Raw genomic sequence first — 11,987 nt, forward strand, 5'->3', positions numbered from 1 at the left:
CCATGCTGAAATACAGCGTTTTTCAGGAAAGGGATGACGCCTGGAGTCGGCAACCGCAGGGGGATCATCCTCGCCGGGGGCAGTGGCACCAGACTGCACCCGATTACCCAGGCCGTCAGCAAACAGCTGCTGCCGGTTTATGACAAACCGATGATCTATTACCCGCTCAGCACGCTGATGCTGGCGGGAATCAGGGAGGTGCTGATCATCACCACCCCCCACGACAAGGAGGCGTTCGAACGTCTGCTGGGCGATGGCAGCCGCTGGGGGATGGAGATCCACTACGAGATCCAGCCGAGTCCCGACGGTCTGGCCCAGGCCTTCTTGATCGGGGCCGGCTTCCTGGGCGATTCGCCGGCAGCCCTTGTCCTCGGGGACAACCTGTTCCATGGCCACGACCTCGTTCCGCAGCTCGTCTCCAGCGACCAGCGCGATCAGGAGGCCTCGGTCTTCGCCTACCCGGTGAGCGATCCAGAGCGTTACGGCGTCGTTGAATTCGATGCCAACGGAAGAGTGCTCAGCATCGAGGAAAAACCTCAGAAACCGAAGAGTCGTTACGCCGTCACGGGCCTGTATTTCTACGACAACTCAGTGGTGTCAAGGGCCCGCAGGGTTTGTCCGTCGGACCGTGGCGAGCTTGAGATCACCGATCTCAATCGGATGTACCTCGAGGAGGGCTTGCTGAGGGTCGAACTGATGGGCCGAGGCATGGCCTGGCTGGACACGGGAACCTGCGACTCGCTCAACGACGCCGGCAGTTACATCCGCACCCTGGAACATCGCCAGGGCCTGAAGGTCGGCTGCCCGGAGGAGGTGGCATGGCGCCAGGGCTGGATCGATGCCGGCCAGCTGGAGACGCTTGCTCAACCCTTGATGAAAAGCGGTTATGGCAGGTATCTGCGGCAGCTACTGGAGGAAAACGTGAGCGATCACGCTGCCCTGCAGAGCAGCCTGGAGGTGAGCAGTGGACGTTGAACAGCTGACAACAACCGATGGACGGACGATCGAAGGACCGCTTCTGATCAAGCCGCGGGTGTTCGGCGATGAACGGGGCTGGTTTTTTGAGAGTTGGAATCAGCAGCGCTTTGATGCTGCTGTTGGCGAATCCCTGGTCTTCTCTCAGGACAACCACTCCCGTTCCATGCAGGGCGTGCTCCGTGGGCTGCACTACCAGCTGCCCCCTGAGCCTCAGGCCAAGCTGGTTCGAGCCAGCCAGGGCGTGATCTTTGATGTGGCTGTCGACATCCGTCAACATTCACCGACCTTCGGGTTGTGGGTCGGAGCTGAGCTCAGCCAGGCGAATGCACATCAGCTCTGGATTCCTGAAGGATTTGCCCACGGCTTTCTCACCCTCAGCCCAGTGGCTGAAGTGCAGTACAAGGCCAGAGGCTTCTGGAATCGCGACTGCGAACGTGCGATTCACTGGAATGACCCCACCCTGGCCATCAGCTGGCCGCTCGAGCGGCTGCAGAGTGCCGAGGTCAACCTCTCCGCAAAGGACGCTGAAGCAGCCTCCCTTGATGCCGCGACCGCTTCTGGAGACACGTTCCAATGAAGGTGTTGTTGACAGGTGCTGCCGGGCAGCTTGGGCACTCGTTCCTGGCGGGCAGACCCGCAGACGTTGAGCTAATTGCCACCAGCCGCAGGGAACTGGATCTGGCCGACATCTCGGCCTGTCGCGATGCGATCCAACGGCATCAACCGGATTGGGTCGTGAATGCCGGGGCCTACACCGCCGTCGACAAGGCTGAATCAGAGCCTGAACTGGCAATGGCTGTGAATGCCGAGGCGCCTCACGCCTTTGCCGAAGAGCTGATGGATTCAGGGGGGCGTCTGCTCCAGATCAGCACGGATTTCGTCTTCAACGGCAGCCAGGGAACTCCCTGCAGGGTTGACCAGCCCCGTCAGCCCCTGGGCGTTTATGGGCTGAGCAAGGCGAAAGGAGAGGAAGCCGTGCAAGAGGTCCTGGGAGGCGGAGACCAGGGGGTGATTCTTCGCACCAGCTGGGTGATGGGTCCCAATGGGCGCAATTTCGCTCTCACCATGCTTCGTCTCCATCAGGAGAGAGAGGAGCTCCGTGTCGTCGCCGATCAGGTGGGATGCCCCACCAGCACCCAGACCCTGGCCGCAGCCTGCTGGCGAGCCATCACCGGGACCAAGCCATTGCCTGCGCTGATGCACTGGAGCGATGCCGGTGCAGCAAGCTGGTACGACGTTGCCGTTGCGATCGGTGAGCTTGGAGCTGAACTGGGCCTCCTCCAGAAACCCGCCCGCGTTCAGCCGATCAGCACCGAGGACTACCCGACACCAGCTCGACGCCCGAGCTACTCGCTGCTCGACTGCACGGGCACTCGCAGGGCCCTCGACCTGGAGGGGCAACACTGGCGCAGTGCTCTCCGTGATGTCTTGAGCGCCATCCCGAGATGACGACAGCTCCACACGACCACCCGATGCCCTCAACCCGGGAGTTGCTGGGAACCAGACAGCGTGTGCTGGTGACCGGTGGTGCTGGCTTCATTGGCAGCGCCGTCGTCCGTCGCCTGCTGGCGGACAGCGATGCACTGGTCTTCAACCTCGACAAGATGGGCTACGCCAGTGATCTCACCAGCATTCGGCAGCTGCTCGACAGCCTGGGATCAGAGGCAGAGACGCGACATCAACTGCTGCAGGTTGACCTCTGCGACGGAGCGGCAGTTCAGGCCGCTGTGGACCGTGCCGATCCCGATCTGGTGATGCACCTAGCGGCGGAAAGCCACGTGGATCGATCGATCTCAGGCCCCGACGCCTTCATCAACAGCAATGTCAACGGGACCTTTCATCTGCTGCAGGCCGTCCGCAGCCACTACGCATCTCTTCCTGAAGGGCGACGTTCCGGTTTTCGGCTTCACCACATCAGCACGGACGAAGTCTTCGGTTCCCTTCGTGCCGATGGACGATTCTCAGAGACAACCCCCTATGCCCCCCGCAGTCCCTACTCCGCCAGCAAAGCAGCCAGTGATCATCTTGTGAGCGCCTGGCATCACACCTTCGACCTTCCGGTTGTCCTGACCAATTGCTCCAACAATTACGGGCCCTGGCAATTTCCGGAAAAGCTGATCCCAGTGGTGACCCTCAAGGCGGCGGCCGGTGAGGAGATTCCTCTTTATGGGGATGGCCTCAACGTCCGTGACTGGCTGTACGTGGACGACCACGTGGATGCCCTGCTGCTGGCCGCCTGTCGAGGGCGTTCCGGTCGCAGTTACTGCGTCGGTGGCCATGGCGAGCGCAACAATCGCGAGGTGGTCGATGCGATTTGTGCCGAGCTCGATGCTGCGCATGGCAAGCATCACCCACACGCAGATCTGATCCGCAGCGTCCGCGACAGGCCTGGTCACGACAGGCGCTATGCCATTGATCCAACGCGGATCTCAACGGAACTCGGCTGGTATCCCCGTCACGATTTCAGCAGCGGCCTTCAACAGACGGTGCGCTGGTATCTCGAGCATCAGGACTGGTGCCGGAAGGTTCGCGAGCGAGCCCAGTACGACGGAGGACGGCTGGGGAGCGTCACGTGAACGGGCCCGGCAGCATGCATTACTTCCAGATCAGGCTCAACGAACCGATCAGCTGTGCGCCGTACCAGCCTCTGCGCATCAGCCAGGCGGGGGCCACATCGATGGTCTTCCTGCCCTTCGGTGAAGGGAGCATCACGCTGGCAGGCTCTCCCTCCGACTACACGTTCGAGTTGCTGGGCTCAACGGACAGCGTCGAAGAGCGCTTGTCATTCCGCACGGAACTGACGGAGGCCATCACGCTTCTGGACCTGAGCCATTGGCTGTTTCAGCGCAGTTCTCGTGTGAACACACCGCAGAGCTGTGCCGCACTGCGCCTCAACAACGAATGGAGCACCAGTGAACTCGTCACCAATCTGCACACCATCTACCTCAATCATCTGACGCAACCCGATGCCGAGTTTGAACTGAACTGCAGAGCGTCCGATTCGATGGTGCAGTGCCAGTCGATCGTCGACCTGGCGCGTTCATGCCGTGGCCTTTACGAGGCGGCCAAAGTCCTCAACCTCGTGGAACACCCTGTCGGCAAGGCCGTCGACATCATCATCCCGACCTATGGCCAACCGGCCTTCACACTTCGCTGCATCGCCTCGGTCCTGAGGGATCTGCTGATCAGTCGCCAGCACCTCCTCAACCATTTCGACGTACGGATCAAGGTTGTGGACGATGCCCATCCACAGCAGGACGGTCACGTCGTTCTCCAGCAACTGGCTGATCAGGGCTGCCTGGATTTTGCAGTGAATGACAGCAATCTGGGGTTTCTCGAGAGTTGCAATCAGGCGGTCTCCACCAGCCGGTCCGAGAGTTTCATCGTTCTCCTGAACAACGACATCGAGGTGTTGCCCGGATGGCTGCTCGGACTGATTGAAACCTTTCAGCAGCAGCAGAATGTCGGCCTGGCGGGATCCAAACTCATCTACCCGGACGGACGGCTGCAGGAAGCCGGAGGGATTGTCTGGCGCGATGGGTCAGCCTGGAACTACGGACGACTGAAAAAGCCGACTGACCCTGAGTTCAACTACGCCAGAAGCGCGGATTACATCAGTGGGGCCTCGATCATGGTGGAGCGTTCCCTCTGGGACGCGATCGGAGGATTTGATCGTCGCTATGTGCCGGCCTACTACGAAGACACCGATCTGGCCCTCACGATCCGAGAACAAGGACTGATAGTTGTTTTTCAGCCAACCTCTCAAGCCATTCACCACGAAGGTATTTCCAACGGAACAGATCTGGGGCAGGGAATCAAGGCTTATCAAACAGCCAATCAATTGAAATTCCTTGATAAATGGAGAGATCGGCTTGGATTACACCAGGTCAATGGTCAGAACCTTGCCTTAGCCAAAAATCGCGGCAGTCTCGGCAATATTCTGGTGATAGAGAATCTTCTTCTTGATCCTGAAGGTGATGCAGGGTCACTGTTCATGATGAATTACTGCCTCGCCCTCCAGGAGCTTGGCTATGCCATCAGTTATGTACCGATGGATAACCTTTGCCGAATGGATGACAAAGCTCTTCTCATGGGCTCAAGAGGCATCAACGTCCTTGCACATCCTCAGATCGAATCCCTGGATGATGTTTTTAAAAAAGATCAACGGCAATTTGACCTGATCCTGATCGCAAGGCCCGGGAATATTCGACACCTTGCGACCTTGAAACAAGGATCGCCGGGGACGCCTATCGCCTATTTCACCCACGATTTGCATTTTCTGCGTACTCGGAGAACAGCAGACAACCTCAGCGATCCCAAGGAACAGCGCGGCATCCTCAGAAAATCTGATCGCCTCAAAGCGCTCGAAACGGAGATTTTTGGACGTGTCGACCTTGTTCTCCATATCAGCGAAGCGGAGGATGCTCTCGCCCAAACCCTTCACCCCCACGCCTCGGTGGTGTTACATCCGGTTGTATCTGCCCCATCACAGCTTCGCTGTCAACATCAGCGTGACAAGGCAACATCCGTTCTGTTTGTGGGCAACTTTGCCCACGCGCCGAACGTCACAGCGGCACTTTGGCTTGTCGAGACAATCTGGCCTTTGGTGAAAGCCCAACGTCCAGATCTGCAGCTGCTGATTGCCGGCAAAAGTCCCCCGATCGAACTCAAAACCGACGCATCGGTTGAGATTCTTGGATACGTGGAAGATCTCAGTGAACTTCTGAACTCCGTCGGATTAGGCGTTGCACCTTTGCTCGAGGGTGCAGGCGTCAAAGGAAAAGTTCTCAGTGCTCTTGCACACGGACTGCCGATGGTGACGACCAGCATTGGCGCTGAAGGAATCATCCATGACGAACGCCGCTGTGATGCCCTCGCCCAGGCCGACAGTGCTGAGGCATTCGCCGCAGAGATTCTGGCTTATTTCGATCTCAGTCAGGACGAACAACAGCATCGAGCCGACATTGGCCGGCAGTTTATTGATGACCATTTCAGTTCATCGTCCTTGGTTCAGCGATTGATCTCAATGCTGAAGAGCTTCGATCTGCCATATCACAGCCATACATCCAGCTTCATCCCGTATCAACCGCGCAGCAGCGATCGCCGTTTCAACCACACCAACAGCTTCAACTACTGGTCACATCCCTTGGCATGATGTCGTCAAGACGTTGATGCAAATCGGCATCATCCTGTGGCGAGGTCACGAGACATTCACGCACATTTAAAGCAAAAGAAAGTAAGTCTTTTTCGTTCGATGTGAGATCCTGCGCATCCTCCTGCCCAGTTTGCCGTTGCATCTTGGGATCAATGAATTTGGCCGCTTCTTTTTCAAGCGGATCGTCTGTATGCGGTTCGAACAGCAAGCGCCGACAGCGCAACAGAACAGCGTCGGGGCGCAGGATCAGATCATCGAAATCAATGATCAGTCGGTTCTGATCCCGCGTTTGACGTTCGGCCTCACACACGTGGGCGATCCACAGGGCAAGACCACGCTCAAGGCTTGTCCCCTGGGCATTTCGCAGAGAACGCGCCACAGCCAGGGGATGACGCACCGGGATCAGAAACGAGAGTTGTGCGGCCGCTGCATGCATCAGCGGCCGCAGGCCTTCGATCAGCACGCAGAGTCTTGGGTCCTTGATCACCGGATGCAGCGTGCCCTGGCACGTTGTTGTGAGCTGAGCGATCAGCAGCCGTTGCCAACGCGCCGCTTCCGGTGTCTGAGCCCAGCCGGATGGCAAACGATCACTGGATGACCAGTGGCGTCCGAGCTGGTCAAAGAGTCGATCATTCACCTGCATCAGTCCTTCCGACTCCCAGTAGCCCTTGAGATTGATCGCGTCATCCGGACGATCCATCAGGTCATCCGGGACATCGAGACCTGCCTTCGCCAGCATTCCGGTCAGGGCGGACGTACCGCTGCGATGCATTCCCAGCACAAAGGTGAGCCGTGATGGCAAGCCTCCGAAACGGATCGCTCGATACCAATCGGTCTGAACCTGGAGCACCGATGGCAGCTTGGACATCACATGGGCGCGCAAGCGACTGACACGGTCCTCCGAAAGGCCGTGACCGACAACGCGGCAGACCATCAACAGCTGCGACAAGGCCTGATCGATGTGTTGATTGGCCTGCTGGGCAAGATCCAGAAGCAGACAGCGACAAGCCATCTGCAGATGCTCGCGGAACAGCAGCAGGCCCAGCTTGAGCTGCCCGTTTTGTGGCCCAACCCAACCGGTGTCTGCGATGAACCTGGCATCCATCGGTGGCGGCAGTGCCACAAGTGCCTCAAACAAGGCCTTCTCGTCTGCACGGAGTCCAGCTTGCGGCTGCCAACGCGGATTCCAGAAACCGCTCAGCAGCTGCTCCAGGAGCTCAACAACCTCTGTGGTCTCCACGGTCAATCGCTCCGTTCCGTCCCCCAGCGGGCCAACAGATCCGTAAGGAGCGTGAGCTGAGCTGAGGACGTGGCGACGAATGATTCCTGTTGAAGAGCCTGAAGCTGCAATTCAGACTCACGACGGTCCCAGCGGGTCTGGAGCCGCTCAAGCTCCAGACGGTGGGCCTGTTCCATCTTTGCCTTCATGTCTCTCATCTGAACCGGCACATCCTCAAGATGTTGTTTGAGCTCGTCGCGCTCCAAAAGAACGTCCTGAAGTTGTTGCATAACTTCTATAACTTGCTGTGCCATGACCTGACGGCCCTGCATCTGTTCGTCCCGTTCCAGGACCAATTGTTCCCGTTGTTTCTGGAGACGCTCGAGCAGAAAACGCAGCATCAGCACCCCCGGGCGTTGCCAGAGCATGTCTCGATCCGAGGGACGAAATCCCAGCGGCTCGAGCTGTCCGCGCAGGACTGAAGCCCAGTTCAGGGCTGCAGCGGGGCTCCTCAGTTCGATGATCTGGAGACGTTCCATCCAGTCGCCGGCACTGGCAAGCGCCGCCGTTGGATCTCCTTGTCGCACCACCAAACACCCCGTCTGATGCTCCTCCAGGGGGAGATCAGCCGTCTCGATCAAGTCATGCAAGGCCCTGCCGTGAAGCGTCTGTTGTTGCAGACAGAGCAGGTTGGGAGGCCGTCCAGACCAACACTCCAAAGCGAGGGAGCCATCGAAGCGGCGGTCATTGAACGAATACCACTCCAGCTTCTGCCCCGCAGCGACCGAAACCACGGCGCAGTGGAATCGGCAGGGAAAAGGAAAGTCGCGATGCTGGAGATCCGCTTGCAGACGATCGAGGCTTGCCTGATCGGGGTCGATCACCAGGGTCGGGCCGTCAGGAAGGTGATCGACGAATTCAGGAGCGCCCAGATGCACATGGAAATGTTTGGCTGGGTTCATCCAAAGGACTGACGCGGAGCCAACTTAAGGTTTTCACGCCATGTGGGACTCCCGGTGAGCAACTGGTCCTCTCCCTTCCCCCTGAGTCCAGGGCTTCAGAAGCAGCTTGAGGCCTGCGGTCTGCAACGTCACAAGGGTGATCCAGCCAAGGCCAACGGAGCCCTGCTCCTGATCTACCGACACCCCGTAACGCTGCTGGAACACTGGCGGAACAGTGACGCGAAACCTCTGCGCATCAGAATGATGCTCAAGGGTTATCAGCAACTTCTGTCGCATCGCGAACACGGAACCCTTGTCTCTGACTGGCGTCTGGAGGGCCTCGACAGAGACAGGCTGGTCACTTGGCTCGACGGAACAACCACACCCGGAAGCATCAGTGAGCTGCCGTGGATCTCGCCGCTGGCTCGACTGGTCCTTGTTGAGCTGCTGAGGGCACAGCCCGAATTGATCAGTGCCTACCAGGACCTCGAACTGCATGCCGAACTGTTTGGCACGCAGGCCGACAGCGACTTGATGCAACGCGTGCGTCAACCCCACGATCCCGATGAACTGCTGCAGAGCTGGTGTTCATCGCGGCGGTCCAACGACGGCTGGGAATCCGATGACCAACGCCTGAGACGGCTGGAACAGGACCTTGAGCACTATGTGCTTCTGAGCCGGGAACAACACGCGATGCTCAGCGAACAACAATCCATGCTCGAGCGCACTCTTGAGCTGGCTGGTGACCGCAAGGCCGCCGACCAAAACTGATGGCTGAAACGCCATTGCTGCAGGTCTACCGACAGCATCTGGCCGACGCTGACTTTCACAGGGCAAAGCTTCAGCTCGATGCCATCGAGCAAGCCCATGCCTCGAAGGGCGAATTTGAGAACCTGATCGCCCATGAGCGGGAGCGACTGGAGCGACTGGGTGTCGTCCTGTCTCCAGCCCACTATCACCACGAGCAGCTCTCAACGACCCGGGACGAGACATCCCCAATTGAGCGCCAGCGGCTGGGATCGCAGCATGACTGGTACATGAATGCCGAGCTAGAGGAGTGCCTTGCTCGGCAGTGGGGCCACGCATCCCTCAACACAATCTCAACGAAGCTGCAGACCCTGCTTGTCCTTGGCAACAACTTCAGCCTCAGCACCGGGGTGTTCCGACCGATCTCCCATTACCTGAACTTTCTGTATCACCTCGGCGGCATTCGTCTCTGTTCAGTGCAGCTCAAGGTGGATGCCAGTCCGAAAACAATTGACGACCTGCTGGAGAACCACGACATCGTTGTGATCAATGGCTTGCAGCAGATCTGCAATGTGATTCACCTCGCCGATGCCGTGAAACGGCGAACACAACAACGACCCGTTCATGGATATCTGCACGAAACCCGTTGGATTCTTGACCGTTTGCCCGAGGACCAGAAACAACGCATTCGCGCCATCTTGCCCTCGTTGAATGTCCTTCTCTGTTGCGACAGACAGATTGACGATTTCGCAGCCTATGGATGTCCACGAAGCCAGACCATCATTCACAACCCAACCCTGCGTTGTTCGCCGCTGACAGCGACCGCACGACAATCACGTTCCGGCAGGCGTGCAGGACAAATTCTGATGAGTGGAACAGTGAAAGAGCGCAAGGGGATTGCTTTTTTCAACACCTGTGCTGAGGCCATGCGTTCAGAAGGATTTGAATTTCACTGGGCCGGACAAAGACGCGAGCGAACGATTTCACCTTCTCCAGCGGTGATCCATCACGGACATCTTCAGCAGGGGCCTCTGCAGACATTGATGCGCCAGTCCGACATCTTTTTTCTGTCATCTCTGGAAGACACATTCCCTCTTGCTGCCGTGGAGGCTTATCTGAATGGCTGCAAACTTCTGTTACCTCGGAGTACTGGGCTCATCGATGTCATGGAAGGCAGGCAAGGTGTTCTTGTGTATGAGGAACACAGGCTTGATTGTGTGGCCCCTCAATTGCGACAGCTGGTTCATGAACCAGCGCCGACATTGCAACAGCGCAATGCCATCGCCCGAACATTGGGACTGGAGGCTTTTCTGAACAGACTTCACGATCCACTGCTGACATCCCTATCAATCAAAGAGACCGTTGATCAACCACAAGAGCCAACAATCGCCGTGATCGCGCATCTGTATTACACCGATCTTGGCTTTGAACTTCTGCGTCAACTTGAAGCCGTAGGGGGTCCGCGAACTGATCTCTACATCACACTCCCCATCCACAAGGTTTCCCCGGAGTCCATCCACAAATTGCAGTCGATGCTCAAGGAGAGATTCAGGTATGTCCAGCTCCTGCCGGTTTCGAACAGGGGGATGGACATCGGGCCCTTTTTTGAGGTCGTCCGTGACCTGCTGAAGAACCAAGCACCAAGCACTGATCTCCTGCTCAAGATCCACATGAAAAAGTCCCTGCGTGTTTCCGGCGCCCGCAAAGGGCGGCGGTGGCGCCAGGGCTTGCTGGAAGGCCTGCTTGGGGATCGATGCAACGTGAACAGCATCCTGAAGACCTTCGCAGACACACCGGATCTCGGTCTTCTGGCTCCAAAGACGTTCCTAATGACACGCAGCCGACGTGATCAACACGAAGGCTCCAACGATGAGCTCGTCACCAGCCTCCTAAAACGTCACAACCTGCCTCACGATCCAGACAGGCCCTTCGTCAGGGGAACGATGTTCTGGGCCCGCAGCAGGATGTTGCTTCCGGACCTGGCCGCCGTTCCGTTGCCAGCCTCCGATGACTTTGAGATGGGTCATGCCTCTGATGGCTCCCTGGCCCATGCCTATGAACGACTGCTGTCCTATCTGCCGCAACGGCATCACCCCGTGCACGCCCATCACGCCGATGCATCCTCCTGTTGAAGCGCGGGATCGGTCCCATCACCGCAGCGTTGCTCCAGGAGCTCGAGTCGTCGTCGGCTGAGTTCCATCGACACCCGTAGATCGAGAAGCTCCTTGCGGAAGGGATCGGTTTTCCCTCGGTCCAGGCGTTCCTTGAGGCGTTGCTCCAGACGGACTCGGCAACTGCGAAAGTCTGGATCCTCCGTGATCGCCTCCAGCATCAGCTGCTCGGCCTTGTCTTTTGCGGATCGCTTGCCTGCCAGAAGGCCATCCACCTTGTCCATCAACGTGTCCCGCCAGAGCAGTCGCTCCGATCGGATCAGATTGTTTCGAAGCCGGGGATGATCCAGGCCAGCGCGCAACGCCCGACGTCCCAGGGCCACCACGGTGCGTTGATGTCCCTTCTGGCGCAGATTCTGCATCTCTCGGATGCAGGCCCGTTGCAGCGCAGCCCCATCCTGGCCTTCCGCTGCAGACAGGGCCTCACCCGAACAACCTGCCTTCGAACAGACCTGGAGCAGATCCTTGAGCAGATCAGCGGCGGCGACGGCATCAAGGGTCTGTCCGGAACGCGCTGAGCCAGGACTCAGGCGTGGATCAGCGACACCCTGCTTGGCAGCGGCCTTGACCAGACGCTCAGCAAGGTCGGATCGTCCTTCCGCCCGGAGCGATTCGAGCTCGCGCACCAGCAGATCCAGACTGGACTCTCCCTCTGCCGGAGGATGCTGCAGAAATCGCGGCGTCCAGTTCTCTTTGCTGCAGCAGAGCAACAAGGGTTTCCGTCGCAATGCGGTTGATGCCATCCCCGATCCGATCGGAACCGGAGAAAGCGTACG

At 58.4% G+C, this 11,987-nt stretch carries 10 protein-coding genes; 7 read left to right on the top strand and 3 right to left on the bottom strand.

From position 1 onward, the window contains the following. The first annotated feature begins 33 nt into the window (after positions 1-33). The 5 genes from rfbA to KR100_RS11535 are packed head-to-tail and all read left to right on the top strand — an operon-like array spanning position 34 to position 6,133. Positions 34-975 (top strand): glucose-1-phosphate thymidylyltransferase RfbA, encoded by a 942-nt coding sequence (gene rfbA, locus KR100_RS11515; protein WP_038546091.1) that lies wholly within the window; start codon positions 34-36, stop codon positions 973-975. Then, entirely contained in the window at positions 965-1,555 is a 591-nt protein-coding gene (rfbC, locus tag KR100_RS11520; protein ID WP_038546095.1) for a dTDP-4-dehydrorhamnose 3,5-epimerase, read from the top strand. The genes rfbA and rfbC overlap by 11 nt, the downstream gene beginning before the upstream one ends. Next, positions 1,552-2,427, top strand: coding sequence for a dTDP-4-dehydrorhamnose reductase (gene rfbD / locus KR100_RS11525; protein WP_038546098.1), 876 nt, complete (start codon positions 1,552-1,554; stop codon positions 2,425-2,427). The genes rfbC and rfbD overlap by 4 nt, the downstream gene beginning before the upstream one ends. Beyond that, a complete protein-coding gene (rfbB, locus tag KR100_RS11530) occupies positions 2,424-3,554 on the top strand; it encodes a dTDP-glucose 4,6-dehydratase (protein ID WP_239420327.1) in 1,131 nt (376 codons plus the stop codon). The genes rfbD and rfbB overlap by 4 nt, the downstream gene beginning before the upstream one ends. A gap of 14 nt (positions 3,555-3,568) precedes the next feature. Next, complete coding sequence (locus tag KR100_RS11535; protein ID WP_038546101.1) at positions 3,569-6,133, top strand: glycosyltransferase; 2,565 nt, start codon at positions 3,569-3,571, stop codon at positions 6,131-6,133. Here the strand turns inward: KR100_RS11535 and KR100_RS11540 are convergent. Both KR100_RS11540 and KR100_RS11545 read right to left on the bottom strand, forming a co-directional pair. After that, positions 6,105-7,373, bottom strand: a complete 1,269-nt coding sequence (locus KR100_RS11540; protein ID WP_156098081.1) for a sulfotransferase family protein — start codon at positions 7,371-7,373, stop codon at positions 6,105-6,107. The genes KR100_RS11535 and KR100_RS11540 overlap by 29 nt on opposite strands. Before the next feature lie 2 nt (positions 7,374-7,375). After that, positions 7,376-8,314, bottom strand: coding sequence for a hypothetical protein (locus KR100_RS11545; RefSeq protein WP_038546107.1), 939 nt, complete (start codon positions 8,312-8,314; stop codon positions 7,376-7,378). 54 nt (positions 8,315-8,368) lie between these two features. On the opposite strand from KR100_RS11545, the gene KR100_RS11550 reads away from it, so the two are divergent. Further along, entirely contained in the window at positions 8,369-9,064 is a 696-nt protein-coding gene (locus KR100_RS11550) for a hypothetical protein (protein ID WP_162176531.1), read from the top strand. After that, a complete protein-coding gene (locus tag KR100_RS11555; protein ID WP_038546116.1) occupies positions 9,064-11,172 on the top strand; it encodes a rhamnan synthesis F family protein in 2,109 nt (702 codons plus the stop codon). The genes KR100_RS11550 and KR100_RS11555 overlap by 1 nt, the downstream gene beginning before the upstream one ends. Here KR100_RS11555 and KR100_RS11560 read toward each other — a convergent pair. Further along, a complete protein-coding gene (locus KR100_RS11560) occupies positions 11,148-11,954 on the bottom strand; it encodes a hypothetical protein (protein ID WP_156098082.1) in 807 nt (268 codons plus the stop codon). The two genes, KR100_RS11555 and KR100_RS11560, sit on opposite strands and share 25 nt — an antisense overlap. Positions 11,955-11,987 lie beyond the last annotated feature (33 nt).

Source organism: Synechococcus sp. KORDI-100 (assembly GCF_000737535.1).
In the GTDB taxonomy this organism is placed as follows: Bacteria; Cyanobacteriota; Cyanobacteriia; order PCC-6307; family Cyanobiaceae; genus Parasynechococcus.

Excerpts from the sequence above, each read along its gene's own strand:
- rfbA (WP_038546091.1), top strand. The coding sequence starts at position 34 with ATGACGCCTGGAGTCGGCAACCGCAGGGGGATCATCCTCGCCGGGGGC.
- rfbD (WP_038546098.1), top strand. The coding sequence starts at position 1,552 with ATGAAGGTGTTGTTGACAGGTGCTGCCGGGCAGCTTGGGCACTCGTTC.
- rfbB (WP_239420327.1), top strand. The coding sequence starts at position 2,424 with ATGACGACAGCTCCACACGACCACCCGATGCCCTCAACCCGGGAGTTG.
- KR100_RS11535 (WP_038546101.1), top strand. The coding sequence starts at position 3,569 with ATGCATTACTTCCAGATCAGGCTCAACGAACCGATCAGCTGTGCGCCG.
- KR100_RS11545 (WP_038546107.1), bottom strand. The coding sequence starts at position 8,314 with ATGAACCCAGCCAAACATTTCCATGTGCATCTGGGCGCTCCTGAATTC.
- KR100_RS11555 (WP_038546116.1), top strand. The coding sequence starts at position 9,064 with ATGGCTGAAACGCCATTGCTGCAGGTCTACCGACAGCATCTGGCCGAC.
- KR100_RS11560 (WP_156098082.1), bottom strand. The coding sequence starts at position 11,954 with ATGGCATCAACCGCATTGCGACGGAAACCCTTGTTGCTCTGCTGCAGC.